This window comes from Pseudarthrobacter chlorophenolicus, from assembly GCF_000962805.1.
Taxonomy (GTDB): domain Bacteria; phylum Actinomycetota; class Actinomycetes; order Actinomycetales; family Micrococcaceae; genus Arthrobacter; species Arthrobacter chlorophenolicus_A.
Genome location: NZ_JZTW01000008.1, coordinates 1 through 26,763, shown reverse-complemented (window position 1 = coordinate 26,763; position 26,763 = coordinate 1). Strand labels below are relative to the sequence as shown.

Here is a 26,763-nt window from a genome sequence, read left to right as displayed (position 1 = left end):
TTCGTTCGGGGGCATTACCGTCAAGGGGCCAGTCTAAGGGAGGGGTCAGCGGATGCGGCGGCGCCGTGCGGGGTCCGTCAACGACGGCGGCTGGTAGCCGGCGTCGGCGGTGTTCAGGGTGGTGCCGGGCGGCACGATCCGGTCTATTTGGTCCAGCACGTCGCGGGACAGGACCACCTCGTCCGCGCCCAGGGCGGCTTCAAGGTGCTCCAGCGTCCGCGGGCCGATAATGGCCGAGGTAACCGCCGGGTGTTCCAGCACGAAGCCCAGCGCCAGATGGATCAGCGAGAGGCCTGCCTGGTCCGCCAGTTCGGTCAGCTCCAGGACCGCGCGGGTCTTCCGGGCATTTTCGGCCGACGACGGATCGTGCCGTTCCGGTTGCCGCGCAGCCCTGCTGGAGGTGCTGTGGGCGCCGTCGGGCCTGATCCGTCCGGACAGCCACCCGCCGGCCAACGGACTCCACGGCAGGACGCCGAGCCGGTGCTTCTCGGCCAGCGGCAGGACCTCGCGCTCAATCCCGCGGGCCAGGATGGAATACGGCGGCTGCTCGGTGACCGGGTGCTCGCGGTGGCGCTCCCGGGCCACATACTGCGCCTCGACGATCTGGCCGGGCTCGAACGTGGACGTGCCGATGTAGCGGATCTTGCCCTGCCGGACCAGGTCGCTCAGCGCTCCCAGGGTTTCATCAATATCCGTGTCCGGCTCCGGCCGGTGCACCTGGTAGAGGTCGATCCAGTCCGTCTGCAGCCTGCGCAGGCTGTCTTCCACCTCGCGGATGATCCAGCGCCGGGAGTTGCCTGCCTGGTTCACGTCCTCGCCAAGGCGTCCGTGGACCTTAGTGGCGAGGACGACGTCGTCGCGGCGGCCCTTGAGCGCCTTGCCCACGATGACCTCGGATTCTCCTTGGGAGTAGACGTCGGCGGTGTCCACGATGTTGATGCCGGAGTCCAGGGCATGGTGGATGATCCGGATCGAGTCCTCGTGGTCCGGGTTGCCGATGGCTCCGAACATCATGGTGCCCAGGGTCAGTTGGCTGACTTTCAGCCCGGTGGACCCGAGGCTGCGGTATTCGGTCATGCTGGTGCTCCTTGAAGGTTGGGAAGGTCCTGGCTCCGCTGGACCGCGCCGGGCTGGTTCGGGGGCTGGATGTCCCGGCTGTACTGGCTTTCGGGGCGCGCCAGGCCGAAGTGCTCACGCAGCGTCCACCCGGTGTATTCGGTGCGGAACAGGCCGCGGGACTGCAGGATGGGGACCACCTCGTCGGCGAACGCCTCGAAGCCGCCGGGCAGCCATGGCGGCATGATGTTGAACCCGTCCGCGGCGCCGCCCTCGAACCAGTGCTGGATCTCGTCCGCCACCTGCACGGGAGTGCCGGCAAAGACGTAGTGTCCGCGGGCGCCGGCGAACCGGTGCAGCACCTGGCGGACGGTGAGGTTTTCGCGGCGGATGATGTCCAGCACCAGCTGGCTGCGGCTGCCCGCCTTCCCGGCGGTGGCCAGCAGGTCCGGCGGGAACGGTCCGTCCAGCGGCACCCCGTCCAGGTCGATGCCCAGCAGCTTCCGCAGGATCCCCAGCCCATACTCGGGCTGCGTCAGCTCGTCGAGTTCCTGCTTCAGGGCCTTCGCTTCGGCCTCCGTGGAACCGAGGTACGGGCTGATGCCGGGCAGCACCAGGAGCTGGCCGGGGTCCCGGCCGAACGCAGCCGCCCGGGCTTTGATGTCCGCGTAGAACTCCTGCGCGCTTGCCAGCGACTGATGGGCCGTGAACACCGCCTCCGCATGTTCGGCGGCGAAGGCCTTGCCATCCTCGGAGGACCCTGCCTGCACGTAAACCGGCCGGCCCTGCGGGGAGCGCGGCGTGTTCAGTGGCCCTGCCACGCGGAAGTACCGGCCCTCATGCTCCACCGGATGGATCCGTGACGTATCGGCGAAAACCCCCGTGCCGGCGTCGGCCACCACTGCGTCGTCCTCCCAGCTGTCCCAGAGCTTGCCCACCACGCGGACGAAGTCGTCCGCGCGGCTGTAGCGTTCAGCGTGCGGCGGGTGCTGGTCCAGCCCGAAGTTCTGAGCCGCCCGTTCCGCCCCGGTGGTCACGATGTTCCAGCCGGCGCGGCCCTTGCTGAGGTGGTCCAGCGACGCGAACAGCCGGGCGGCGTTGTACGGCTCCAGGTAGGTGGTGCTGGCGGTGCCGATCAGGCCGATCCGCTCGGTGGCGACGGCGATCGCGGACAGCCACGTGAACGGCTCGATCCGGAACCGGGTGGCGAACTGGACATTGCTCTCCAGCGCGGGGCCGTCAGCGTAGAACACCGCGTCCAGCTTGGCGGCCTCCGCCCGCTGCGCCAGCTCCTGGTAGAACCGGATGTCCAGCAGCCGGTCCGTGTGGGATTTCGGGTGCCGCCACGCGGCCTCGTGGTGGCCGCCCGGGTAGATGAACAGGTTGAGTTTCAGCTGCCGCGCCATCAGAACGCGGAGCCGATCGATGCCAGCTCCGGACCGGCCGCATGGGCGTACTGGTTCTCTGGGCGGGGAAGGCCATAGTGCTCCCGGAGCGTCCGTCCGGTGTATTCGGTGCGGAACAGCCCCCGCTCCTGGAGGATGGGCACCACCTGGTCCACGAACGTTTCGAGCCCGGAGGGGAGCACCGGCGGCATGATGTTGAAGCCGTCCGCCGCGCCGCCGTCGAACCATTCCTGGATAGCGTCCGCCACCTGCACCGGGGTGCCCGTGAACGTCCGGTGCCCGCGGCCGCCGCCCAGCCTGCCGATCAGCTGCCGCACCGTGAGCTGCTCGCGGCGGGCCAGCTGCACGATCAGCGTGTAGCGGCTCTTCGCACCCTCGATCTCGTCCTCGCTGGGCAGGTTGTCCGGCAGCTGCCGGTCCAGCGGCAGGTCCTCCGGCTCCACCCGCAGGGTCTTGGCCAGCTGGATCCGGGCGTACTCGGGCTTGATCAGCCGGTCCAGTTCACACTCCAGCTCCAGGGCGTCCTCCACGGTGGCGCCAATGACGGGCACGATTCCGGGGAGAATCTTGATGGATTCCGGGTCCCGGCCGGCCGCGGCGGTGCGGGCCTTGAGGTCGCGGTAGAACTCCTGCGCGTCGGCGAGGGTCTGGTGCGCGGTGAACACGGCGTCGGCGTACTTCGCGGCGAGGTCCTTGCCGTCCTCGGACGAGCCCGCCTGCACGATCAGCGGGTGGCCCTGCGGCGACCGCGGCACGTTGAGCGGGCCGCGGACCTTGAAGTGCTTGCCCTCGTGGTCGATGGTGCGGATCTTTTCGGCGTCGCCCCACACGCCTTCTTCCTTGTCCGCCAGGACGGCGTCATCGGTCCAGCTGTCCCAGAGCTTCTGCGCCACCTCGATGAACTCACCGGCACGCTCGTACCGGACGGCGTGGACGGGCTGATCGTCCACGCCGAAGTTGCGGGCAGCGTCCGGGCCGGCCGTGGTCACCACGTTCCAGCCGGCCCGTCCGCCACTGGCCCAGTCCACAGACGCGAAGCGGCGGGACAGATTGAACGGCTCGTTGTAGGTGGTGGAGGCGGTGGCGATCAGCCCGATGTGCTCGGTGGCTCCCGCGATGGCCGTGAGGAGGACAGTTGGTTCGAGCTTGCCGGCGGGGCGGCGGCCCACCTCGCCGAACAGGACGGGGGAGTCGGCGAAGAAGATCGAGTCCAGCTTGCCGCGTTCGGCGGTGCGGGCCAGCTTCTTGTAATGCTCCACATCGGTGCTGGCCTGCGGGTCGCTCTCCGGCAGCCGCCAGGAGGCTTCGTGGTGGCCGGTGCTCATGAGGAAGGCGTTGAGGTGGAGGTGGCGCTGCGGTTCAGTGGGCGTGCTGCTCATGGAAGGCTCCTTGGAAAATTTGGGTTGGCGGCCGACGGCGGCGCGCCGGGCGGGGCGCTCAACCCCCGGGGTTAGTGGGCGGCTTCGACGCCGAGGGCAGTCAAGAGGTCGCGGCGGAGGGCTTCGTGACCGGCGGCGTCAGCCGCGGAACCAATCTCGGGGCTAACAGGACGGATCGTCGAGATGCGGCCGTGGTCCAGCACCACGATCCGGTCGGCCAGGGCGATGGCCTCATCCACGTCGTGGGTGACCAGCAGGACGGCGGGCCGGTGTGCAGCCACGAGGTCCTGGAGCAGGCCGTGCATCCTGATCCGCGTCAGGGCGTCGAGGGCGCCGAACGGCTCGTCCGCGAGCAGCAACTGCGGCTCGCGGACCAGCGACCGGGCCAGGGCGACGCGCTGCTGTTCACCGCCGGACAGCTCGTGCGGCCAGGCCTTTTCGCGGCCGGCGAGCCCCACCTCGGCGAGGGCCCTGCGTGCCCGGCTTTCGGCGTCGTGCTCCCGCAAACCCAGGGTGACGTTGCCCAGGACCGTGTCCCACGGCAGGAGCCGGGAGTCCTGGAACACCACCGACACCCGGTCCGGGACGCTGATGACGCCGCTGCCACGGACGTCGTGGTCCAGGCCGGCGAGGGCGCGGAGCAGGGTGCTCTTGCCGCAGCCGCTGGGTCCAAGGAGTGCCACGAATTCACCGGGTGCGATGTCCAGGTCCACTCCGTTCAGGACGCCTTTGGGCCCGAAGCTGCGGACCAGGCCGCGCACAGACACCGCAGCCTTGGCGGCGTCCGGGGAGGTGTTCGTGAGTGGACGGGGTGCGACGGCGGTCAGCCCGCCAGGGTGCGCTGCCATGAGAGGGCCTTTCGTTCGATGAAGCGGACAATGCCGTCGGAGAGGAGGCCCAGGATGCCGTAGACAGCCAGGCCGAGGACGATGATGTTGGTTTGGCCGTAGGTGCGGGCGAGCTCCATCATGTAGCCGATGCCGCTGGTGGCGTTGATCTGTTCCACCACCACCAGGGACACCCAGGCGCCGGTGACTGCGAAGCGCAAACCCAGGAAGAATCCGGGCAGGGCGCCGGGGAGGACCACCTTGCGGATGAAACCGGCGCGGCTCAGGCCCACGGTCTGTGCCAGTTCCACGTACCGCAGGTCGATACCGCGCAGCCCGGCATGGGTCTGCAGGTAGATCGGGACGAACACGCCCAGTGTGATGGTGAGGACCTTCATGGTCTCGTCGATGCCGAACCACAGGATCAGCAGCGGGATCAGGGCCAGGCCGGGGATGGCGCGCTTGATCTGCACGGGACCGTCGATCAGGGCTTCGCCCACCCTGCTCAGCCCGGCCAGGAGTGCCAGGACCGCGCCCACCACGATGCCGAAGAAGAGTCCCAGGCCGGCGCGCTGGGCTGAGATGGCGAGATTTTCCTGGAGCCGGCCGTCTGCGATCAGTTCGCCGGCGGTGGCCACCACGGTCCAGGGTTCGGACAGGATGCGCGGATCGAGGATGCCGGTGGCGGACGTGATGGTCCAGAGGGCCAGCAGTGCGCCGGGGCCCAGCACCCAAGCGAGCCTGCGGCGCCGGCCTGGGCCCAGCCGCTTGCCGGTGGGCCTGACGTCTTCGCGCTTGTCGAGGTCCGGGTCCAGGTGGGGTTCGACGGCGGGGCGGTCCAGTACGGCGCTCATGCGGCACCTGCCGTGGCGGCCGCGGCGAAGGACGTGCCGCCGATGGCCTCGAACCGGGTGTCATAGAGGTCCTTGGCGTTCAGCTGCGGTTTCTTCTGTTCGCGGGACAGCAGGTCGATGGTCTGCTGGTGGCGTTCGATGGCCTCTGTCCAGGACGTGGGGATGTCCCGATTGCCGGTGGCCTCGATCAGGTACTGGCCGTCCTCGCGGGACAGGCCCTGGTCCTTGACGTAATAGCCCTCCAGCCATTCCTCCGGGTGGTCCTCCACCCAGCGCTGGGCCTTGCCCCACACCTCCACGTACTTGGCCAGCGCCGCTGCCTTGGCGGGGTCGGCCAGCACGCTGGCGGGGGAGTAGAGGTGGCCGGGATCATCCCGCAGGCCGTGGCGGAGGGTGGTGGCGCCGTCGGCCGTGTACTTGGCGAGGTAGCGCTTGATCTGGACTCCGCCCAGCGGCGCGGCGTCCACCTGCTTGCTGGACAGCGCCGAGGCGTAGGCGTCGCCGGTGCTGGGCAGCTCCACGAGCTTCACGTCCTCCTGCTTGAGCCCTGCCTTATCCAGGATGCGCAGGACCAGGGCGCCCTGCGCCTGCCCGGGGCTGTACGCCACCTTCTTGCCTCGCAGCTCCTCCAGTTTGGTGATCCCGGCACCGGGCGCGATGCCGAGTTCGTAGATGGGGTGGTTCACGGCGTCCTGGCGGTACACGGCGGCGATGATGCGTACGTCCAGGCCGGTCCAGGTGGCGTGGATGGGCGGGATATCGGCCACCGAGCCGACGTCCAGGGCATTGGCCCGGAACGCCTCGGTGGTCTGCGGACCGCCGGAGAGGTTGGCGAATTCCACGTTGATACCGGCCAGTTCCTTGTTCAGGCCGGAGAGTTCCAGTGCCACGCGGATGCTGGGGTCGCCCACCTTGATGGTGGTGCCGGCGGGGACTGAGGCGGCAAGCGGGGCAAGGGCCTCCTGGCTGATCCGCTCGCCGCCGGCAGTGGCGGAACCGCCGCAGGCAGAAAGAAGTCCGACGGCGGGAATCGCCAGGAGTGCCCCGAGCGCACGGCGCCGGGTGAAAGAAGGTGGGGAGGATGCTGCGAAGGACATGGGTGCCTTTCGGAAGGAATGCGGGCAAATCCGGGCAGGGCAAACGAAGGCTCGTGGCCCGGAAGGCGGAAAAGGGATGCAAGGGGAGTGCCGGCGTCGGACGAATCAGGCCCGACGCGCCGGCACCCGCTGTAAGGAAATCTGTGGGGCCGCGGCCGAAGCTAGCGCCGTGTTGCTGCCATTCGGCTGGGCGGCGACATTCGGGGGCGGCAACAATGCGGACCCCATGTGGTGCTGCGGTGCATGCGGCTGGATGAATCAGACATCAGGTCCTCCTGTCTTCGATGGGGCTGGCGCGGGTTGAAGCTGGTGCGTGCTGTAAAGCGGCCTGGCCGGGACCGTGGGAACTACCTAAGCACGCGCTTCAAGGCCTTGGCCAGCACTTTGACGGAGACGCTCAACGGGACGCAACCGCGCTACATATTGGCGCGCAGAAGGGTCAAAACAGGCAACGCAGCGCCACGTACCGCAACGGGACTTCATATGACTGGACGGTGTGGCGGCCCCGCCGGATGCGGGACGATAGAGGCCAGGCACACAATGCGAAGGGGAAGCACGTGAGACCAGCAATCCTGCCGGCAGCCGTCCTAGGGGCAGTTCTGCTGCTCGTTGGCTGCACGCCCGCGCCCGGACCCGGCCCCTCCACCAGCTCGGCCACACCCACGGATTCAGTGTCCGCCGGCCCCGAAAGCCCCGGCCCGACGCCTTCGGCCGGCACCGCCCCTTCGCCGGCAGCCACCATCGAGGGCAGCCCGCAGCCGGTGGCCACCGGTTTGGAGGCCCCGTGGTCAGTGGTGTTCCGCGACGGCGTTCCGCTGGTCAGCGAGAGGAACAGCAGCCGGATCCTTGAGCTCGCCACGGATGGTTCATCACGGTCCATCGGCACCGTGGACGGTGTGGCAGCCCGTGGGGAAGCAGGTCTCCTCGGCCTGGCCGTGGGCTCCGGCGGTGACCTCTTCGTCTATTCGACGGCGGACGGCGGCAACCGCGTCCAGCGCTTCCCGGTCACCGGAACCCGGGGCTCGCTGTCCCTGGGGCAGCCGCGGACCCTCCTGGACGGGATCCCGGCCGCGGGCAACCACGACGGCGGCCGGATCGCCTTTGGCCCCGACGGCATGCTCTACGTGACCACCGGGGACGCGGGCCGGCGGGATGACGCCCAGGACAGGAATGCGCTCGCCGGAAAGATCCTGCGGATGACGCCCGAAGGCTCTGTCCCGGCTGGCAACCCCTTCCCGGCTTCCCTGGTCTACAGCTACGGTCACCGCAATCCGCAGGGAATCGCCTGGGCTGAGGACGGAACCATGTTCGCCACCGAGTTCGGTCAGAACACGTGGGATGAGCTAAACATCATCACCGCCGGCGCGAACTATGGCTGGCCCACGGTGGAGGGCATCGCGGAACGTGACGGTTTCGTGGACCCGGTGCAGCAGTGGCAGCCCGGTTCAGCCAGCCCCAGCGGGATGGCCCACTCCGGCGGGACCCTGTTCATCGCCAACCTGCGCGGGCAGGTGCTGCGGTCCGTTCCGGTCTCGGATCCGTCCACGTCCACGGAACACTTTGGCCGGGAGTTCGGCCGGCTCCGTGACGTCACTGTGGCCCCGGACGGCCAGCTGTGGGTGGTCACCAACAACACCGACGGGCGGGGCAGTCCACGGCAGGGCGACGACCGGATCCTCGCCGTTCCCCTGGGATAGCTGGCGGAAAGGGGCCAGAGGGTTGCCCGCTGTTGAACCCGGTCAGCTCCGGACGCCCGCCTGGGCCAGTTCCGCGATGTTCTCTGTCGCCGCCCAGGAAGCCAGGAGCTTGAGGGCCTGGTCCGATGCGCTGCCGGGGGTGGCCGGATAGACCGTCAGGGAGTGCCCGGGGTCCTCCTCCAGGCCGAGGACCTGGTAGTTCAGCTCCAGCAGGCCAACCACGGGGTGCTGGAAAAACTTGGTCCCCGCGTAGTGGCGCCGGACGTTGTGGGCAGCCCACCGGGTGCGGAACTCGTCGCTGCGCATGGACAGCTCACCGATCAGTTCGGCAATGCCCTTGTCGTGCGGGTTCCGCCCCGCCTCGCGCCGCAGGATAGCCACATTGGTGTTCGCCGCCCGCTCCCAATCGGTGTAGAACGTGTGCGCCCTGGGGTCCAGGAAAATGAACCGTGAATGGTTCGCAGGCCTGGCGGGAACCCGGTACATGTCCGAATACAGCGCGTACCCCAACGTGTTGGCGGCCACGATGTCCAGCCGGTTGTTGCCGATGAAGGCAGGCGCGCCGGTGATGGTATCCAACAGGTACTGCAGCTCCGGGCGCACCCCCGCCGCCGGAGAAATGGCGGCCCGTTTCCGGCCCGACGTGTTGGCGGTGCGGGCAAGGTCGTAAAGGTGGTCGTGCTCGGCACGGTCCAGTTCGAGTGCACCGGCGATGGCATCCAGCACGCTGTCCGAGACCCCCGTCAGGTTTCCCCGTTCCAGGCGCGTGTAGTAGTCCACGCTGACACCGGCCAGCCTCGCCACTTCCTCACGGCGGAGCCCCGGCACCCGCCGCCGCCCACCGTAGGGCTCAATGCCCGCCTGTTCGGGCGTGATGCGCCCGCGGCGGGTGGAAAGGAACTGCCGTACCTCGGCTCGGTTATCCATACAGGACACGTTACGACTAATGCCCGGGCCCTAAGGAGGGTCTGGCATAACCCGTTACAGCAGGGCCCTCGCTACCGCTGCATGGACCGGCTTGGATGGATGGAAGGCAAGGCAACGCCCCAGGCCGGAAGGAAACACCATGAACATCGAACCAGCACGCGAAACCGTCAAAAACCCGCCGGAACAGTTCGCCGGTGACGTGTGGGTGGACCTGATCGCGGCCCCGAACGGACCCGAGCAGCGCGCCGTCGTCGCCAAGGTCCGCTTCGCCCCCGGAGCCCGCACGGCCTGGCACTCCCACGCCCGCGGCCAGTACCTGCACGTGACTTCCGGCGTGGCCCGCTTCGGCAGCCGCGACGGCACCATCATCGAAGTCCACCCCGGCCAGACCCTCTACACGCCGCCCGGGGAGGAGCACTGGCACGCCTCGGCGAACGGCACCTTCATGGAACACATCGCCATCCTCGAAAACGACGAGGACCCGGCCGCCACCACCGCCTGGGCCGAGCACATCACGGACCAGCAGTATGAAGGCCGCCAAGGGTAGGACTGCCAGTACTAGGTACAACAGGGCCACCGAGGCAGGCCCGTTTTGCAGGTTCCGGTCAGATAGCGCCGGTAGCATTTTAGAGATCCCCCAAGAAGCACAGGAGAACCATGACCACCGTCAAGGCTTACGCATCCCCGTCCGCCACCGAGGACCTGGTTGCAACCACCATCGAGCGCCGCGAAGTCGGACCCCACGACGTCCTGATCGACATCAAGTTCGCCGGCATTTGCCACTCCGACATCCACACCGTGCGCGGTGACTGGGGTCCCCAGCAGTACCCGCTGGCCCCCGGCCACGAAATCGCCGGCATCGTCACCGAGGTTGGCTCCGAGGTCTCCAAGCACAAGGTCGGCGACCGCGTCGGCGTTGGCTGCATGGTGAACTCCTGCCGCGAGTGCGTGAACTGCCAGAAGGGCGAGGAGCAGTACTGCCTCAAGGGCAACGTGGGCACCTACGGCGCCGTTGACCGCGACGGCACCATCACCCAGGGCGGCTACTCCACGCACGTCGTCGTCACCGAAGACTTCGTGGTGACCATCCCCGAAGGCCTGGACCTCGACGTTGCCGCCCCCCTGCTGTGCGCCGGCATCACCACCTACTCACCGCTGCACCACTGGGGTGCCGGTCCCGGCAAGAAGGTTGCTGTCGTCGGCCTGGGCGGCCTCGGCCACATGGCCGTCAAGATCGCCCACGCCATGGGCGCTGAAGTGACGGTCCTGTCGCAGTCCCTGAAGAAGCAGGAAGACGGCCTCCGCCTCGGTGCCGACAAGTACTACGCCACCAGCGACGAGAACACCTTCTCCGAACTCGCCGGACACTTCGACCTGATCATCAACACGGTCAGCGCCTCGATCGACATCAGCTCATACCTGCAGCTGCTGACCCTCGACGGCGCACTGGTCAACGTAGGTGCTCCCGCCGAGCCGCTCCCCGTCAACGCCTTCGCCCTGATCGGCGGACGCCGGTCCTTCGCCGGCTCCATGATCGGCGGCATCCGCGAAACCCAGGAGATGCTCAACTTCTGCGCCGAGCACGGCATTGGCGCGGAAATCGAGGTCATCCCGGCCGTGAAGATCAACGAGGCCTACGAGCGCGTACTGGCCTCCGACGTCCGCTACCGCTTCGTGATTGACACTGCCACCATCTAACGGATGGCTTACGACGGCGGCCCGTTCCGGAAGGAGCGCGGCCGCCGTTCGTGCGTTAACGCCAGCAGGGTTTTAGACCCCCTTGTTACCAGGCACAACGGTTGGGCTCCAATCCTCCGCATCCAGGCGCAAACCGGGGAAGCCGTCCCACAATTGAAGGACATATTTTGCGAGGCCCGGGAGGGTGTCATGAAAACGTTCCACCGGCTGCTTCCCGTCCTGGTCCTGGCCGTCCTGGCCGCAGCCGGTTGCGGACAGCAGGCCAGCCCGCCGGTGGCCACGGCCACGGTGCCAGGATCCGTTCCTGTCACCACCGTTCCGCCGGATGGGACCGGCACGCCACCGGAGCCTGCGCCCACCGGCACCGCAATGACCACCGGCACCGCAAAGCCCTGGGCAACGTTTACGACGGCGGACGGGCAGCTGGCGTTCGACCACCCCGCCAACTGGAGCATCAGGGATCCCGCCGGGGAGCTGCCCGACGGTGGCGGGGCCTTCGCCGAGGTCACCAACGAGTCCGGTAAGCCGCTGGCGACGCTGCGGACCAACATGGCCACCGGCTCCACCTGTACGGAAAAGTACCCGTTCACCGAATTTGAGTCCCAGCAGCTCCCTGCCCTGGCCCAGGCCGGAACAGTCCCGCGGTTCGTGTTTGAAACCCGCGGCAATTCCGGCACCCCCGGCCCTGCCAACACCCCGGCGGCGGCTTACGGCATTACCGTTTCAGCAGCACCCGCCGGTGACCTGGCCTGCCCCATCTTCCAGTTCTTCACCTGGCCGCCTACGGCCGCGATGTTCGGCGCCTTCTACAATCCGGAGAACAACACCACTCCGGGCGCTGAAAACCTTCCGTACCTGGAACAGGCCCGCAAGTACATGGACACCACCGAATACCAGAACATCCGGCGGATGATCACCTCGCTCCGCCCGGCAGGCTAGAGGCCGGGCCGGACCTCGTCCCGGCCGGCGGTCCGTGCCTGGAATGCCGCCCGGCCCAGGAACATCAGCTGGGCCTCCTTCTCGGCCAGCTGCACAATGGGGCCGCGTTCGAATCCGAAACCCTCCATCCGCCTGATGGCCTTTCCGTTCCGGGCGTCCGGCTCGGCCACCACCCGGTCCTTGGCCGGATCCGAGAGCACGAACCGGACCAGGCCTTCCATGACCCTTGGCGTGTAGTTGGGTACCGGCGTCCCGGTGGGCGCCAGGAACAGGTGGATCCCCGCGTCCGTCGGCAGCGCCGGGTAGGCCTCGCCCACCGGATCGTGCTGCGGCTCGTAGGTCTGGAAGATGCCAGCAGGCTCACCGTCCACAACCATCAGGTAGCCGTGGTGGGTGTCCAGGCTGTCCAGGAAGGCGTATACGTCCCGGACCTCGTCGCGGCTCCAGCCGTTCATGCCCCAGAACCTCGCGCGCTCCTCGCGCACCCAGCTGTGAAGTAGGTCCGCGTCGTCCTCCGGTGCCAGCCGGAACAGCCTGAGCAAGCCCAGGCCCTCGAGCTCCTCCCCGTACACGGCCTCGCGGGTGTGGCCTGAAGCGTCAGCGCCCATCACGGTTCTCCTTCGTCATAGTTCTCGCGGCTCAGCTGGTCCCAGTCCGTGATAACCGGCAGTAGTTCGCCGGCGGCCCAAACCGGCCGCTGGCTCAGGAAGTTCGCGTCGCCGGGATGGCCCGATGTTCCGAACGGAACCACCCACCGGCTCCTGGACCGGTCCGCCAGGTCCCACACGTAACGGGCCACGGGGCCCCGGAAGGACGCGTCGGTGACCCCGGGCAGGCTTTCGGTGGACAGCACACAGCCCGTGTCACCGGACAGCGGGGTCATGGGGATACGCGGTGCCTTCGCACCGGCGGACGGGTGGTCCGCCAACGCGTGCAGCGGCAGCACGGTGTGGGTTGCGCCCCAGTCCGCGGACGACGGCGACGCTGCCGCCGCCTCAAGCGCTTCGGTGGCCGCTGCTGCCACGTCCAGGCCGGCGGCGTCGCCCTTCGCCACGATGGTCTCCAGCGCAAAACCCACCCTGGACACCGGGTCCAGCCAGGGACTGAACAGCGGCGAGTGGCCCGCGGGCCGGGCCAGCGGAGCCAGCAGGGGAGCGGAGGCCAGGGCGCGGACGAATGCCGAGCGCCAAGCGGCAAAGGAAGCTGCCAGGGAACTGTCCGCCCGCATGTCACCGTCCCAGCGGAGCAGCGCGCGGCGTAGGTCCGCCGCAGCCTGCGACAGGGGAGCACCGGTCCCGCGCCGCTCCAGCACCGCTTTCAGCGCGGGCCAGGACCCGAGCCTGCTGTCCATGTGGATGCGCTGCATGCTGCCGGCATCGAGGCCGCTCCCTGCTTGCTCCAGCAGCGCGCGGATCCGCTCGGCCCTGTGCGCGGGGGCAAACTCCAGGCCGGTCAGATCGCCGCCGCCGGACGCACGGTCGTTGGCATTGACCGCCAGCGTTTCCACGTCCGAGGCCGGCAGCGCCACCCAGCCGCCGGTCCACTGGTGCCCGCCCGAGTCCGCCGGGACCGGACGCACCCGGTTCTCGTGGCTTCTTTGGGGAACGGCCCCCGCCACGAACTGCCGGACGGCACCGCCTGAATCGGCGGCCAGGACACAGTTGACCGGCTCCACCCAGGCGCCAAACGCCGCCTCGACATCCGCAGCGGACCGGCTCCGCAGCAGCGGCAGGAGGGCCTCGAAACCCAGCCGCCCGCCCACCCGTGAGGGCATCCGCAGGCTCAGCGTGCCGCCGTCGTACCCGCTGGTGATCACGGGCCCGCGCACGGTCTCCACAACCTGGACCGCCTCGGTGTTGCCGCCGCGTACCCGGATCTGCTCCTCGTGGTCCGCAACCACCGGCTCCCAGCCGTCGGGGCCGAGAGCCTGCAGGGTCCCGCCGTCGCGGCGTAACTGCTCGCGGTAGAGGTCCTGGTAGTCAGCCATGGCGTTGGTGACCGCCCACGCTGCGGCGCCGGCGTGGCCGAAGTGCGGCAGCCCGGGGACGCCGGGAAAAGCCAGCCCCACGGCGTCGAACTCGGGGCAGGCTAGCCGCACCTGCTGGTACACGCCGGGCAGCTCCATGAGCCGGTGGGGGTCGCCGGCCAGCAGGGGAGAACCGCCGTTAGCCAGGCTCCCGGAGACCGCCCAGGCGTTGCTGCCGGCCCAGACCGGCGCCTCGATGCTGAAGAGGCCCACCGCGTCCGGTCCGAGGGTGTGGGCCACATGGTCGCGCCAGAGCTTGTTGGGGAAGGTGCTGAACAGGATGTGGTGGACCAGGAAGACGCCCAGCGGGGTCCACGGCTCCCACGGCCCGGGTTCGGTACCGGTTTCCCGGAACTCCTGCGCCCGCCGGCGTCCGCGGGCCAGCGCGTCGTTGACGCCGTCCACGTAAGCCGTGACCCAGCGCCGGGTCTCCCCGTCCAGGTTGTCGAAGCAGCGGCGGGCAGTGTCATCGATCCTGGCCTGGCGGGCGAACCTGTCCCACAGCAGCCCGTCGTCGCCCAGGTGCTCTGCCGTCCGGCCTTCGGACCGCCAGCGCTCCATCTCGATCTGCCAGGAACGGTCGGCCGCGGCGTTGCTGCCTTGCAGGAACGCCAGTTCCTCGGCGGTGCCGGCGCGAAGGTGCGGGACGCCCCAGGGGTCGCGGTAGGTCACTGGCACGGCATGGTCCTTCTTCTTAGGTAATCCTAAGTAGGGTACGGCTCCAGCCGGGTCTGCCCAAAAGATGACCTCCGGCGCTAAGTACGTTGTGACGCTTGACACGTGTTAGGTGCCAGGTCTACAGTTCCTAACACGTGTTAGGAAGGAATTAGACATGACCGGAGCCATAAACGGGCAGTTGCGGCAGATCACCCGCCGCACCGCCCTTGGTGCCCTGGGCGTAGGAATCATCGGAGCATCCGTGGCGTCGTGGCCGCGGCTCTCCGGGACGGACATTCCCGGCCGCGGGGACAACAGCCTCAGCATCGCCATCCTGGGCACCGCAGCGGACGCCGCCGCCCGCCAGCGTGCCATCGACGCCTTCAGCCGCATCCACCCGGATATCAAGGTGAAAGTCCAAGCCATCCAGGCAGTGGACTGGAAGGATTTCTTCACCAAGATCCTCACCATGGTGGCTGCCGGCACCCCGCCGGACGTGGTGTACGTGGCCACGGAAGGCGCCCAGCTCTTCGCCGAGAAGCTGGCCCATCCGCTGGACGACTACATCCGCCGCGACGCCGCGGACATGCGGGAGTTCTTCAGCGATGTCCACCCCAGCCTGGTGGAAGCGTTCATGTACAAGGGCAGCCTCTACCAGCTCCCGATGGACTGGAACGCGGCTAACATGTACTACAACACCACCGCGTTTGCGGCGGCCGGCCTCGACCGGCCGGCGGATGACTGGTCGCACCTCGATTTCCGCAGCAGCCTGGCGGCGATGAAGAAGGCCCGGCCTTCCGACTTCACCCCGTATTACTGGACCAACCGGCTCTTCGGCGGAGTGGTGCCGTGGCTGTACGCCAATGACACCAGCTTCCTCAAGGAGACCAGGTCCACCGGCGGGGACTGGCTCTGGGACGGTTTCTACGCCAGCGACCCCTCCCGCAGCCTCCGCTCCGGCGGCTACCAGTGGCTGGAACCCAACGCCAACGATGACCGCGTCTTCGAGTCCTTCGACTACCTCCGCGGCCTGGTCAAGGACGGGCTCGGCGTCCGCCCCGAAGAGGGCGGCGGCAACTCCCTGGTGGGCCTGTTCGCCTCCAACCGGATCGGCACCACCCCTGCCGGCGGCTACTGGGTGCAGGGCCTGCACGAGGCAGGAATGGCCGAAGACGGCTTCGACGTCCAGTTCTTCCCGCGCTGGAAGACACAGCGGCACCAGTTCGGCACCGCCGGATACGCCATGATGAAGACCGCCAAGGACAAGGACGCCGCCTGGGAATGGATCAAGTTCAGCTCCAGCCGCGAGGCAATGGAACTGATCTTCCCCAACCCTGCCACCACGCCGGCCCGCCGCTCCATGGTCAACGAGAAGCTCTACGCCAGCAAGGGTCCCGCACACTGGAAGGTCTTCTACGACACCCTGGACAGGTTCCCCACCACCGGCCCCATCCCGGCGCCGCCCCAGCAGGCCGCGGTCGAAACGGCCCTGATGAAGAACGTCTCACTCGCCGTCAGCGGCGACGAACAGCAGCTCAAGCAGGCCCTTGCATCGATGCAGCGGGACCTTGAAATTGCCTTGAGGAGGCAGCCATGAGCACCACCATCCCGCCGCAGGAAAGGCCGCGGCAGGCAGCCAGGCCGGACAGGCCCACGCCGGCGCGGAACAGGAAGACCGGCACCGGCCGCCACAGCCAGCGCTGGCTCGCGTGGGTCTTCCTGGCCCCTACCATCCTGGGCATGGGCCTGTTCACGCTGATACCCATCGTGGCGTCCGTGGTCCTTGCCTTTTTCCGCTGGGACATCATCTCGGCTCCGTCCTTCGTGGGCTTCAACAATTTCGCCGAAGTAGTGCAGGACCCCACCGTCAGGGTGTCGTTCCTGAACACCATCGTGTTCGTGGTGGTGGCCGTGGCCCTGCAACTGGGGCTGGCCCTTGCCCTGGCCATCATGGTGCAGGAGAAGATGCCGGCCTGGTTGCGGGTGTTCTTCCGCTCCGCCTTCTTCTTCCCGCTGATCCTCTCCGCGGCGTCCGTGTCCATCTTCATGCGGTACCTCTTCAACGAACAGTTCGGCGTGGTCAACTGGCTGCTGTCGCTGGTGGGCATCCCCGCGGTCCCGTGGTTGACCACCCCCGGCGGGTCCGCCGCCGTCGTCATCCTGGTCTACGTGTGGCAGAACTTCGGGTTCTCGTTCCTGTTGTTCATCGGCGGCCTCGCTTCCATTCCGGTGGAGACCTATGAGGCGGCATCGATCGATGGCGCCACCGGCTGGCGCAAGCACCTGCACGTGACGCTTCCGCTGCTCAGCCCCACCACGCTGGTGGCGTCCGTGATGGCCATCATCAGCGCCCTCCAGGTGTTCGACCAGCCGTACGTCCTGACCCGCGGCGGCCCGGGCGACTCCACCCGCACCGCCGTCATGGTGATCTTCGAATCGGCCTTCCAGCGGCTTGAATTCGGCCAGGCATCCGCCATCGGCGTGCTGCTCACCCTGATCATCATGGCCATCACGGCCGCGCAGTTCCGGCTCAGCAAACGATTCGTCTTCTACCAGTAAGGCCAGCCATGACCACCACCACTGAGCACGGCCTGGCCTCCGGGCCCACGCCCCGGCTTTCCGCGGGCCTGCCCGCCGTCCGCACCAACCGGCGCAGGTTCAGCTGGAACACTGCCCTCCGCGTGATCCTGCTGCTGATCGCGGCAGCCCTGACCCTGGGCCCGGTGCTGTGGACGCTGTCCACGTCGCTGCGTTCGCCGTCGGAATCCTTCAAGCTGCCGCCGTCGTTCATCCCCTGGAACCCTGACTTCACGTCCTACGGCCAGGTGTTCCAGCAGCTGAACATCTTCCTCCTGGTCCTCAACAGCGCCCTGGTCACCGGCCTGATCGCCGTGGGCCAGATGGTTTCGGCGGCGCTGGCCGGCTACGCGTTCGCCCACCTCAAATTCCGTGGCCGCGGCGCATTGTTCTCCATCGTCCTGGCCACCATGATGGTGCCGGTGCAGGTGACCATCGTGCCCGTCTTCATGCTGATCCGCGGGATGGGCCTGTCCGATACCCTCCTGGCGCTGATCCTGCCGGCCATCCCGACGGCGTTCGGCACCTTCCTCATGCGGCAGTACTTCCTGGGACTACCCACGGAGCTGGCCGAGGCCGCCTCGATCGACGGTGCCTCACCCTGGCGGACCTTCCGCTCGGTCTACGCCCCGCTGGCCATGCCCGGCATGGCGATCGTGGGGATCCTGGCGTTCAACTTCCACTGGAACGAGTTCTTCCGGCCCCTCATCCTCACCATCTCCGAACAGAACTTCACGCTTCCGCTGGGCCTCGTCTCGCTCCAGGGCAACCTGGGCACCGGCAGCATCTCGGTGGTCCTGGCCGGCGTGGTCCTGTCCATGATCCCGGCGCTGGTGGTCTTCATGTTCGGCCAGCGCGCCCTCCAGGCCGGCCTCACCGCCGGCACGGGCAAGTAACTTCTTCCTTCCTCCACCTTGAAAGGCTCCACCATGCCCACCCCGGACCTCGCCGCCATCTCCTTCGACGACGTCGCCGCTGCCCATCCCGATCCCGCTTTCCCGCGGTTCCACCCGCGCCCGGCGCAGGGCTGGATCAACGATCCCAACGGCATCAGCTTCATCAACGGCCGCCACCACGTGTTCTTCCAGTACAACCCGGACTCCGCCCGGCACCACAGGATCGCCTGGGGGCACGTCAGCTCCGCGGATTTGGTGCGCTGGGAAGAACACCCCGTGGCGCTGCGCCCCCAGCCCGGCGGGCCGGATGAGTACGGCTGCTGGACGGGCGTGGTGACGGACGACGCCGGTGTCCCCACCGCCGCATATTCCGGTGTCCGCAGCGACGGCGGCCACTCCGAGGTGGTCATCGCCCGCGGTTCGCAGGACCTGGTGGACTGGGACCAGACCGGTCACGTTGCGGCACGGATGCCCGACGGCGGGGACGTCACCGCGGTGCGCGACCCCTTCATCTTCCGTTTCAACGGCAAGCGCTACGCCATGCAGGGCGCCGGGCTGGCCAACGGACACGCCGCGCTCCTCCTCTACACGGTAGAGGACCTGTCCGACTGGAAGTACCAGGGCGTGTGGCTCACGTCCGCGGATCCCGTGGCAGCACAGTTCACGCCGGCCGAGATCTGGGAGTGCCCGCAGCTGGTCCGGGTCCCGGACGCTTCCGGCGCGGAAGACACCTGGGTGGCGATGTTCTCGCTGTGGCTCTCCGGCGACGCGCACGAGCACGCCAACGGGGTGGGCCACCTGATCGGCTCGCTCACCGAGGACCCCGCCACCGGGCTCCCGGTGTTCACGCCCCGCAACGGGGGCAAGTCGGACCTGGGCCGCGACTTCTATGCGCCGCAGGTTGTTGCCCTCGAAGACCGCGCCCTGCTGTGGGGCTGGGCCAACGAAGGCCCGGGCAGGGACGGGCGCCGTGGCCGCAGCCAGGAAGAGATCGACGCCGCAGGCTGGTCCGGGGTGCTCACCTTCCCGCGGGAGCTGTCCGTGGTGGACGGGACGCTGGCGGTTGCCCCTGCCCCGGAAATCGAGGCCTACCGCGGTGACCCGGTGGCCCGCTCAGCCGAAGGTGGCGTGGAGCTGCCGCCGTTCGCGGAGGCTGTGGTGACCCGCGCCTCCGGCGTGCAGGATGCAGGTGCAGGGGACGCCGTCGTCGAACTCCTGCTGGTGGGCGGGGACGGCCAGCAGACCGTCTTCAGCGGCCCCCTTGCGGACGGGGAGGAACTGCGGCTCTTCGTGGACGCCTCACTGGTGGAGGTCTACCGCACCGGAGCCGTGGCCACCACCCTCCGCGCGTACCCGGCGGCGGGGGAGAAATGGCAGCTGCTGCTTCCTGCCGGTGCTACGGCAGACGTCTGGGAGCTGGGCCAGCCGTTGCCGGCTTAGCGGCCGGCAGGTACCGGGCCGGTGGAGTCGCGGACCACGAGGCGGCAGGGCACCATCGTTTCGGTGCTGCTGCCGCCTGGCGTGCCGTGATCGTCCAGCTGCACCCGGTGCTGCGTGACATCGCCCAGCAGCGCCGTCATGGCAGCGGCGCCCATCTCGCGCAGCGGCAGGGCCATGGTGCTCAGTGCGGGCACCATGGCCTTGGCTACGCGGAATTCGTCGTCGTAGCCCATCACGGAGATGTCCTGCGGAACACTCAGGCCCAGCCGGTAGCACGCCAGCACCACACCGATGGCCAGGCGGTCGTTGGCGCACAGGATGGCGGTGGGGCGGTGGGCGGCCCCGTCGCCGTCCAGGAGCTTCATGGCGCCATGGAAGCCGGCGTCGATGTCCCAGCCCACCTGCAGGATCCTGGCCTCGTTCACTGGCTGTCCTGTCCTACGGAACGCCTCCCGGTAGCCTTCGATCCGTCGCGGCGCCGCGGGCGTCAGTGAGTCACCGGCAAGGAACGCGATGTCCCGGTGGCCCAGCGACATGACGTGCTCGGCGGCTTCCCGCCCGCCGCGGACCTCGTCCGGAATGACCGCTCCAACACCGGCCTCGGGGCGGTCATCAAAACAGTTGGCCAGGATGGACGGCACCCGCTCCATGTTCGCCGGGACATGCAGCGGACGCAGGCCCACTGTGACATACATCAGCCCGTCCACCTGCCGGTCCAGGAGGGTTTCCACCGCTCCTTCGTCACGGGACCCGTCCAGTTCGGTGTCCATCACCACCGTGACGAAGCCGTGCTCCCGCGCCACAGCATCCGCGCCGGCGATGATATTGCCGTCGAACGGGCTGGTGACCACCTGGTCCGAGACGATGCCGATGATCCGGGACTGCCGGTTCCGCAGGCTGAGGGCGATCTTATTGGGCGTGTAATTCAGGCTGGCCGCGGCCTCACGGATCCGCTGCTGGCTTTCCAGCGCCACGTTGCCGTCGCCGCGGCCGTTAAGGACCAGGGAGACGGCGCTCCGCGAAACACCGGCCAGCTTGGCGACGTCCAGTGCGGTGGCCTTGCGATTCATGGTGATCCTCTGGTGGCAAACAACAGTGATGCTGCAGTTTACCTAACGCGTGTGAGGATCCGCTGCCGCCGCACGTGCACGGGTCCCGCTACTCGGGGGATATGCGTGCCACGGTGACCTTCACCGAAACCTGCGCGGGGGCAAAATGGGCGCGGACCGCCGCAGCAACCGCCCGCACCACGTCCGGGGTCCGGGCGTCGGCACCCACGCCGATGCGGACTGTCACGTCCGTGGCACTGCCGTCCGCCCGGGCTTCAACCAGCGGGCCGTCGTCGGGATCCCCGCCCTGCTGACCCGTTGACCGGTCGCCGGCACCCCGTTGCCCCGCCGCCTGCTGCAGCAGGGACAAGGCTCCGGCGGGCAACCGCTGCCAGAGCGGCCGGGACGGAAAGACGTCTGTGACGCCCTCCACGCGCAGGACGGCGGCCCGCAGGGACCCGGGCGCCTCGGCGTTCGGTTGACCAGCCTGCCCGTTGCCCGGAAGCTCTTCCCGCACATCTTCCCGCACCGTTTCCCGCTTCGCGGGAGTTGGCTGCGCCGGCACTGTCATGGTTCCTCCCGGGGAGTGTCGATCACGTCCGTGATGGTGATGTCGATGGCGGCGATGTTCAGCTCGGTGTGCCGGGCCAGGGCTTCCCCGAGGTCGTGACGGAGTGCCGCAGCGCTGCCCAGCAGTGGATTGCCAAAGGCGACGGCAAGGTCCAGGTTGACGGTGATGGCCTCACCAGGGACGGTGACATCTCCTTCAAGCCGGACCCTGCCCGCCACGGCACCGGGTGCCAGGTCGGTGACGGAACGGACCAGGGCGAGGACCGAGCCTTCTGTTTCGGTCAGGGTGTCCGCCGCGTTCTCGGACCGCAGCGGAATGGAACGCCCTGGCCGGAGCTCGAGCTTGAGGTTGGCCAGGATGTTCTTCATCCAGTCGTCGTTGCCGCTGCCGGCCTCGGCGAGGTCGTTGCTGAACAGCTCGCTGCCGGCGGTGGAAAGCCGGCGCAGCGAGTCGAGGCCGTTGCGGCAATCAGGGCATGTCTCGAGGTGGCGGGGATCGGGGAATTCGCCGGTATCCAGGTACTGGCTCAACTCCTCGAGCGTGTGCCCGCACTCGAACGTGTCGTGGGGGATGCTCATCGCCATCCTTCCATTTCGCGGACCAGTGTAATCCGGGCCCGGGCAAGCCGTCCCCGGACACTGGCTGGGCTGATGTTCAGGGTCTGCGCAATCTGCTCATAGCTTTGTCCGTTGAACTCTTTCAGTACCCAGCAACGGCGCTGTTCCTCGGGCAGCCGGGACAGGGCAGCCTTCAGGGCATCGGTACCCGAGGAAGCCACGGCGGATGACTCGGGGCCGGGTGCGGTGGCTGAAGGTTCCAGTCCTGCCCCGCCCTCTTCCAGGGCCGACAGACTGGTGTGGTTCCTGCGCCGGCGCAGGTAATCGATGCTCCTGCTGCCCGTCAGCCTGAGCAGCCAGCCCTTAACCGCAGCGGGTTCGCGCAGCGATTCAAGCTGCTTCCAGGCCTGGACCAGGGCTTCCTGGACCACGTCGTCGGCATCGGCGTGCGATCCGGTCAGCCGGCGGGCGCATGCCCGCATGTGCGGCCCGTACCGCCGGGCGAGGGCCTCGAAAGCCGCCGTATCGCCGTCGGCTGCCCTGCCGGCCAGGATGGCATCGGGGACCAGGTCCAGCTGGTCCCGCACCAAGGGTGTTCCTGTCACCTGACTCTGCTTTCATTATCGGCGCTTGCCTGCCTGGGCAGGCATGAAAGGGGTGCGCCGGACGAACGGACTGACGGCAAGGCGCGTTGCGCCACGGTTGGCTGCAACGCGCCTTCCGCCCAGGGGCTGGCTATTCCTTGCGGAAGCTTTCCTTGACCTTCTCCGCAGCTTCCTTGAGGTTGTGTCCGATGTCCTTGGCAGCGTCCTTGACCTTCTCGCCGGCTTCCTGGACCTTCGCCTGGGCCTGGTCGTGCTGGCCTTCGCGCTCGAGCCGTTCGTTGCCCGTGAGCTTGCCTACGCCTTCCTTGGCGGCGCCAGCGTGGTTGGTGGCGGCGTTGTTGATCTTGTCATCGAGTCCCATGATGATGCCTTTCTCTCGGTGTTCCTGTTGCGCTCCTGTGTGTCCGAAACACGGCAGCGTTGCTAGCTGGTGCGGTGCGCACCGGCCAGCCGGGTCCTGGTTCCACCTGCTATTCGGACCAGAACGGTGGTGCGATGGCCCAGCAGGGCTTCCATGCCGGTGACCAGTGCCTCGGCGAGGTCGGCCACCTCTCGCGGAGATGCTCCGCGCCTTGCCTGCAGGGTGATGCGCAGTCCTTGGGTTGTGGTGCGCCGCCGGCCGCGTCCGCGCCAGGCGGACACTGAGCTGCCGACGACGGCCCGGTTGCCTTCCAGCGCGGCCTCCACGGCGGATTCGAGATAGGAAATGTCGACGGCGGTGTCCCCGAGTTCGGGGTCCCGCTGCCGGGCTGCCTCGCTGGTCCGCCCGCCGCCCTGCCGGGTCAGCCACATGATGCTGGCTGTGGCGCCGAGGAGGAGCACGGTGGGCACTGCCAGTGCCCACCAGCTGCCCAAGGGCTCCTGCAGGGGTGCGGTGCCCCGGAGGTTCCGCCAGCCCCCCAATAGGCTGGTGCTGACGGAACTCCAGCGGTCCCGGACGCCGGCGTCCATTCCGGCACCCGCGGTGAGGGTGCCGGCGGCCACCAGGACCAGTCCAGTGATAGCCAGGAAGAAGCGGTTCAGGGCGCGGTTGGTGTGGTTCATCGTCCCAGTGCTCCTTCGGTGGCGATGCGGATATCGGTGCTGAGTTTGCGTCCCAGGCGGCAAGAGTCGAGCTCCGCTGCGGCAGCCCGGGTGACGGCTTCGCGGTCCAGGGGAGCGCCCGACGTCGGCCTGACGGCCACCTGGGCGCGTGTTCGGCTGATGGTGGTGGCCACCTGTTCGGGAGCGAGCTTGGCGGTCAATTGCACCTGCCGGGAGACTGCAGCCGCAATCACCTGGTCATCCACCACCACTGCAGCGCGTTCGGCCTGCATCGGCCGGCGCCCCTTGCGGCCGCCCTTGAACGCGGCCACCAGCAGCGTGAGGCCCAGGACGGCGGCGGCAACCCCGGCCGCGGTCAGTTCGGCCGGAGGCGTGGTTTGCGGCGCTGTGGCCGCTGCGTCGGCAAGCCTGCCGGGACCGGCCACCAGGGCATCCTGGCCCAGCAGGGCGAGGACACTTTCGGTGCCCAGCCACAGGAAGACGGCCAGGAGGAGCACCGCAGTGGCGGCGGACAGCCCGGCGCGCGATGAATGCGTTTCCCGCCGGACAATCCTGCTAAAGGTTCGGGCCGTGCCCACGGTGACCTCCTGGTGGGTCGCTGGATGTGCTGGTGCTGTTTGGTGTTGCCGTCCTGGCCACAGGCAGCCGGTGTGCCTCCGCGGGAAGGCTCCTCATGCGGCCCCGAGCCTGATGTTGATTTTGCCGAGCTCCATGCCGGTGACTTGGCGCCCCATGAAGGAAATCTTCAGCCGGGCCACTTCCGCCTGTTCAAACAGGGGTGGCCGGCCCTCCGGGGCTGTCGCGAGCAAGGAAGGTGCCGGCAGGCGGACCAAGAGGTCCACCCCCAGCTTTCCCGCGTCGTCCCGCAGGGAGGCGGAAACGTCAGCCTGGGGAACGCCGAACGCCTGGCCCGTCACCGCTTCCACGGTCTTCCGGAGGGCGGCCGGGGCGATGCGGGTGTGGCCCTGGCGGTTCACGACGACGTGCGGCGGCCGCGCAGGGCGTCAAACACCGCCGCCAGGTCCAGGCGGCCCTCGGCGGCGCGTCCCAGGACCGCACCGATGCCCATGAAGAGCAGGGTCAGGATGAAGCCCCAGAACCCGAAGGCCAGCGCCACTACCGCCAGGACTGCCCCGGCTGCCGCACCGCCGATGACCGGGGTCATGCCACCCTCGGCTCGTGGCCGGCGTCGTCAGCCTCGCCGTCGTTGTCCTCGGAGGGGACGTGGATGTCCGTGATGGTGATGTTCACTTCGGTGACTTCCATGCCCACCAGGTCCTCCACGGCGGAGTAGACGGCGTCGCGGGCGTTGTCCGCCACCTGCTGGAGGGGGTGCGGGTACTCGACCACCAGGGTTACGTCCACGGCCACCTGGGTCTGGCCCACCTCAACGCTCACGCCCTGGGTGAGGTCCTTCTGGCCCACCCGCTCGCGCAGGTTTCCGATGGCCCGGGCAGCGCCGCCGCCAAGGGCGTGGACGCCGTCGATTTCCTGGATGGCGATGCCGGCGATCTTTGCCACTACGCCATCGGCGACGGTGGTGCGGCCACGGCCGTCGTGGCCTTCGGCCGTGTCCAGGGAGTGGGTGGCTGCCGGCTTCTTCTGCGCTGCGGTGCCGGTCTGCTGCGTGCTGGCGTTGGGCTGCGTGGTCATTACGTCACTCCTGCTCGATTGGCGTTCTGTTCCAGGCGCGGGATTGCGCCGTTACAGGTAAGACGCAGCAGGGAGGGAGATCGTCACGGTCATTCTTGCGTGACGTGCGTCACATGTTTCTGAAGGGGATTGGTGACGCGGTCAGTACAGGAAGATGTTGATCCATTCGCGGTTGTGCGCGTGGATCAGGACCAGGAACAGTACGAAGTCGAACAAGAGGTGGACGCTGACAATATAGGACAGCGACTTGGTTACGGTGAACAGCCTGGCCTGCAGCAGGGCGAACGGGAAAATGAAGAACGGCGCCCAGGCGTGGAAGCCGAGTTCCCACAGGAAGGACGTGAACAGTACAGCCTGGAGCAGGTTCGCTTGCCAGTCCGGAAGGTGCCGTCGGAGCAGCGCGAAGGTGGTGCAGATGAAGAAGAGTTCATCCCAGATGCCCAGGACATTGGTACCCAGGAAAAGCCTGGCAATGCCGTCAGCGTCACTTACGGCAGGCCAATTCTCGTAAACGCCGGTCCGGATCATGTACACCGGCATCAGGGCATAGCCGATCACCAGGACCGCCGGCAGGTACCACTTTTCCGCCCGCGTCCACGGCTGCCCGGTCCGGATGGGGAACCGGATGGAGTGGTCCTTGGTGATGAACCGGGAGATGGCGTAGGGGATGCCCACCGCCACAACCATGGCGGTGCCCATGATGGCCATGTGCTCGGTGCTGATGTCCGTGGTGATGGGCACCAGGCTCATGGCGGTCAGTCCCACGGTGATCAGGGCCAGGTCGATTAGCAGCTTCCGGCTGAGGAATCCCGCCAGTGCAAGGGCAGCCGCCAGGAGGAGAAAGCCGGAGAGCCGGTCTTCGCGGGCGAAAAGGAGGAATCCCGCGGCCGACAGCATCGCTGCCGGGACTACGGCCAGCCTCGCCCGGACGGGTGCCGTCCCAACCTGCCCGGCAGCGGGATCCGACGAGGGCACGCGCATGGATTTATCGCCAGCCTGCATCATCCAAACCTTTGTGTCGAGGTTGTTGCCACGACTCTACTGGACGTCCTGCTCTACTGAACGCCTGCTCCAGTGGCCCTACCGGACGCCTGCGGGCTGGGGCGGACAAAAGGAAAGCGGACGACGGCGGGAGGGCCCGCCGTCGTCCGCTTCCGCGGCAGTTCCGGTTGCCTAGGCGGTGGCCAGGGCGCCGCTGTTGCGCAGGCTCAGCGTGAAGGTGTTCGGGCCACTGCAGGTGACCGCCACCTGGCAGGTGGTGGTGTTGTGGCGGGTGGAGAGATCGCTGATGGCAGCATCAAGGGTGTGGTGGAGGGCTGCCTTGTCCCAGATCTTCAGGGTTACGGAGTGAGTGGCATCGAACGTCATTATTCAACTTCCATTTCTTGCGGTGGGCGGCCTGGCTGAACAGGCCGGGGCCTCGTCGGTGAGGCAATTAGTTGGGAAAGCGCATTCCCGTTCTTCCATGGTGCACGCCGCTGACGGAGTTGGCAATCAATCGGGCAGCAATGTGAGCAATCACACCGGACCCGCGCGGCGGCACGGAAATCACGTTCTGTACTTTCTATGGACCCCGGCCGGAAGCCGGGAAGCGGCCTGAACGAGCTCTGAGGCGTCGGCGGCCGGGGGCGCACCGGTGCGCTTCATCGCTTCACCAGGTGGGTAGAGGGCCGGATAGTCTCCAGCCCTGCCCTTCCATAGTGCACGGGGCTTCGGCGGCCGCCCAACCAGATGGCCGAATATTGCAGGTGAAACTCATCACACGCGTGACCCTGGGGACGGGCGGGAGAGTCGCTGGCCGGGGGGGG

At 68.0% G+C, this 26,763-nt stretch carries 29 protein-coding genes; 8 read left to right on the top strand and 21 right to left on the bottom strand.

Features of this window, described 5'->3' with window-relative positions; all coding sequences use genetic code 11:
- Positions 1-45 precede the first annotated feature (45 nt).
- The 6 genes from UC32_RS09840 to UC32_RS09815 all read right to left on the bottom strand — a co-directional run bounded on the left by UC32_RS09840 (position 46) and on the right by UC32_RS09815 (position 6,619).
- Complete coding sequence (locus UC32_RS09840; RefSeq protein ID WP_045731051.1) at positions 46-1,077, bottom strand: aldo/keto reductase; 1,032 nt, start codon at positions 1,075-1,077, stop codon at positions 46-48.
- Positions 1,074-2,462, bottom strand: a complete 1,389-nt coding sequence (locus UC32_RS09835) for an LLM class flavin-dependent oxidoreductase (RefSeq protein ID WP_045731050.1) — start codon at positions 2,460-2,462, stop codon at positions 1,074-1,076. Before UC32_RS09835 ends, UC32_RS09840 begins: the two co-directional genes overlap by 4 nt.
- Positions 2,462-3,841: an LLM class flavin-dependent oxidoreductase gene (locus UC32_RS09830; protein WP_045731049.1), complete on the bottom strand. Its 1,380-nt coding sequence runs from the start codon at positions 3,839-3,841 to the stop codon at positions 2,462-2,464. The genes UC32_RS09835 and UC32_RS09830 overlap by 1 nt, the downstream gene beginning before the upstream one ends.
- A 71-nt stretch (positions 3,842-3,912) precedes the next feature.
- Entirely contained in the window at positions 3,913-4,689 is a 777-nt protein-coding gene (locus UC32_RS09825) for an ABC transporter ATP-binding protein (RefSeq protein ID WP_082072026.1), read from the bottom strand.
- Positions 4,665-5,522 carry an ABC transporter permease gene (locus tag UC32_RS09820; RefSeq protein ID WP_152642593.1) on the bottom strand — a complete coding sequence of 286 codons (858 nt, stop codon included), beginning with the start codon at positions 5,520-5,522 and terminating at the stop codon, positions 4,665-4,667. The genes UC32_RS09825 and UC32_RS09820 overlap by 25 nt, the downstream gene beginning before the upstream one ends.
- Positions 5,519-6,619: an ABC transporter substrate-binding protein gene (locus tag UC32_RS09815; RefSeq protein ID WP_045731048.1), complete on the bottom strand. Its 1,101-nt coding sequence runs from the start codon at positions 6,617-6,619 to the stop codon at positions 5,519-5,521. Before UC32_RS09815 ends, UC32_RS09820 begins: the two co-directional genes overlap by 4 nt.
- 512 nt (positions 6,620-7,131) lie before the next feature.
- On the opposite strand from UC32_RS09815, the gene UC32_RS09810 reads away from it, so the two are divergent.
- Complete coding sequence (locus tag UC32_RS09810; protein ID WP_045731047.1) at positions 7,132-8,316, top strand: PQQ-dependent sugar dehydrogenase; 1,185 nt, start codon at positions 7,132-7,134, stop codon at positions 8,314-8,316.
- A 42-nt stretch (positions 8,317-8,358) separates the two neighbouring features.
- Here UC32_RS09810 and UC32_RS09805 read toward each other — a convergent pair whose 3' ends face one another.
- Entirely contained in the window at positions 8,359-9,243 is an 885-nt protein-coding gene (locus UC32_RS09805) for a helix-turn-helix transcriptional regulator (protein WP_045731046.1), read from the bottom strand.
- 139 nt (positions 9,244-9,382) lie between these two features.
- Here UC32_RS09805 and UC32_RS09800 point away from each other — a divergent pair, with 139 nt between their 5' ends.
- The 3 genes from UC32_RS09800 (at position 9,383) to UC32_RS09790 (ending at position 11,880) form a co-directional block, all read left to right on the top strand.
- Positions 9,383-9,790: a (R)-mandelonitrile lyase gene (locus UC32_RS09800; RefSeq protein ID WP_045731045.1), complete on the top strand. Its 408-nt coding sequence runs from the start codon at positions 9,383-9,385 to the stop codon at positions 9,788-9,790.
- 110 nt (positions 9,791-9,900) lie between these two features.
- Positions 9,901-10,941 carry an NAD(P)-dependent alcohol dehydrogenase gene (locus tag UC32_RS09795; protein ID WP_045731044.1) on the top strand — a complete coding sequence of 347 codons (1,041 nt, stop codon included), beginning with the start codon at positions 9,901-9,903 and terminating at the stop codon, positions 10,939-10,941.
- Between the two features lie 189 nt (positions 10,942-11,130).
- Positions 11,131-11,880: a hypothetical protein gene (locus UC32_RS09790; protein WP_045731043.1), complete on the top strand. Its 750-nt coding sequence runs from the start codon at positions 11,131-11,133 to the stop codon at positions 11,878-11,880.
- Here the strand turns inward: UC32_RS09790 and UC32_RS09785 are convergent.
- The gene (locus UC32_RS09785; protein ID WP_045731042.1) at positions 11,877-12,488 is read right to left on the bottom strand and encodes a GNAT family N-acetyltransferase; all 612 of its coding nucleotides are present in this window, start codon (positions 12,486-12,488) and stop codon (positions 11,877-11,879) included. The genes UC32_RS09790 and UC32_RS09785 overlap by 4 nt on opposite strands.
- Entirely contained in the window at positions 12,488-14,584 is a 2,097-nt protein-coding gene (locus UC32_RS09780; protein WP_045731041.1) for a penicillin acylase family protein, read from the bottom strand. The genes UC32_RS09785 and UC32_RS09780 overlap by 1 nt, the downstream gene beginning before the upstream one ends.
- Positions 14,585-14,738: 154 nt before the next feature.
- On the opposite strand from UC32_RS09780, the gene UC32_RS09775 reads away from it, so the two are divergent.
- From UC32_RS09775 to UC32_RS09760, 4 genes are read left to right on the top strand one after another with little or no spacing between them, the layout of a single operon-like run.
- Positions 14,739-16,160, top strand: a complete 1,422-nt coding sequence (locus UC32_RS09775; protein ID WP_045731040.1) for an extracellular solute-binding protein — start codon at positions 14,739-14,741, stop codon at positions 16,158-16,160.
- The gene (locus tag UC32_RS09770; RefSeq protein WP_045731039.1) at positions 16,157-17,122 is read left to right on the top strand and encodes a carbohydrate ABC transporter permease; all 966 of its coding nucleotides are present in this window, start codon (positions 16,157-16,159) and stop codon (positions 17,120-17,122) included. Before UC32_RS09775 ends, UC32_RS09770 begins: the two co-directional genes overlap by 4 nt.
- Before the next feature lie 8 nt (positions 17,123-17,130).
- A complete protein-coding gene (locus UC32_RS09765) occupies positions 17,131-18,036 on the top strand; it encodes a carbohydrate ABC transporter permease (protein ID WP_045731038.1) in 906 nt (301 codons plus the stop codon).
- Positions 18,037-18,069: 33 nt separating this feature from the next.
- Complete coding sequence (locus tag UC32_RS09760; protein WP_045731037.1) at positions 18,070-19,476, top strand: glycoside hydrolase family 32 protein; 1,407 nt, start codon at positions 18,070-18,072, stop codon at positions 19,474-19,476.
- Here UC32_RS09760 and UC32_RS09755 read toward each other — a convergent pair.
- The 12 genes from UC32_RS09755 to UC32_RS09700 form a co-directional block, all read right to left on the bottom strand.
- Positions 19,473-20,546, bottom strand: a complete 1,074-nt coding sequence (locus UC32_RS09755; RefSeq protein ID WP_045731036.1) for a LacI family DNA-binding transcriptional regulator — start codon at positions 20,544-20,546, stop codon at positions 19,473-19,475. The two genes, UC32_RS09760 and UC32_RS09755, sit on opposite strands and share 4 nt — an antisense overlap.
- Positions 20,547-20,634: 88 nt before the next feature.
- Positions 20,635-21,096, bottom strand: a complete 462-nt coding sequence (locus UC32_RS09750; protein ID WP_045731035.1) for a hypothetical protein — start codon at positions 21,094-21,096, stop codon at positions 20,635-20,637.
- Positions 21,093-21,674, bottom strand: coding sequence for an anti-sigma factor family protein (locus UC32_RS09745; RefSeq protein WP_045731034.1), 582 nt, complete (start codon positions 21,672-21,674; stop codon positions 21,093-21,095). The genes UC32_RS09750 and UC32_RS09745 overlap by 4 nt, the downstream gene beginning before the upstream one ends.
- Positions 21,671-22,258 carry an RNA polymerase sigma factor gene (locus tag UC32_RS09740; RefSeq protein ID WP_045731033.1) on the bottom strand — a complete coding sequence of 196 codons (588 nt, stop codon included), beginning with the start codon at positions 22,256-22,258 and terminating at the stop codon, positions 21,671-21,673. The genes UC32_RS09745 and UC32_RS09740 overlap by 4 nt, the downstream gene beginning before the upstream one ends.
- A 130-nt stretch (positions 22,259-22,388) precedes the next feature.
- The gene (locus UC32_RS09735; protein WP_045731032.1) at positions 22,389-22,619 is read right to left on the bottom strand and encodes a CsbD family protein; all 231 of its coding nucleotides are present in this window, start codon (positions 22,617-22,619) and stop codon (positions 22,389-22,391) included.
- 62 nt (positions 22,620-22,681) lie between these two features.
- Positions 22,682-23,302, bottom strand: a complete 621-nt coding sequence (locus UC32_RS09730; protein ID WP_045731031.1) for a hypothetical protein — start codon at positions 23,300-23,302, stop codon at positions 22,682-22,684.
- Entirely contained in the window at positions 23,299-23,880 is a 582-nt protein-coding gene (locus UC32_RS09725; RefSeq protein WP_045731030.1) for a hypothetical protein, read from the bottom strand. Before UC32_RS09725 ends, UC32_RS09730 begins: the two co-directional genes overlap by 4 nt.
- A gap of 93 nt (positions 23,881-23,973) precedes the next feature.
- On the bottom strand, positions 23,974-24,279 hold the full coding sequence (locus UC32_RS09720; protein WP_045731029.1) for a hypothetical protein: 306 nt from the start codon (positions 24,277-24,279) through the stop codon (positions 23,974-23,976).
- Positions 24,276-24,467 (bottom strand): DUF2273 domain-containing protein, encoded by a 192-nt coding sequence (locus UC32_RS09715; protein ID WP_015938414.1) that lies wholly within the window; start codon positions 24,465-24,467, stop codon positions 24,276-24,278. The genes UC32_RS09720 and UC32_RS09715 overlap by 4 nt, the downstream gene beginning before the upstream one ends.
- Positions 24,464-24,955: an Asp23/Gls24 family envelope stress response protein gene (locus UC32_RS09710; protein ID WP_045731028.1), complete on the bottom strand. Its 492-nt coding sequence runs from the start codon at positions 24,953-24,955 to the stop codon at positions 24,464-24,466. Before UC32_RS09710 ends, UC32_RS09715 begins: the two co-directional genes overlap by 4 nt.
- Positions 24,956-25,096: 141 nt before the next feature.
- Positions 25,097-25,957 carry a CPBP family glutamic-type intramembrane protease gene (locus tag UC32_RS09705; RefSeq protein WP_045731027.1) on the bottom strand — a complete coding sequence of 287 codons (861 nt, stop codon included), beginning with the start codon at positions 25,955-25,957 and terminating at the stop codon, positions 25,097-25,099.
- 171 nt (positions 25,958-26,128) lie between these two features.
- Positions 26,129-26,323, bottom strand: a complete 195-nt coding sequence (locus tag UC32_RS09700) for a hypothetical protein (protein WP_045731026.1) — start codon at positions 26,321-26,323, stop codon at positions 26,129-26,131.
- Positions 26,324-26,763: the final 440 nt, after the last annotated feature.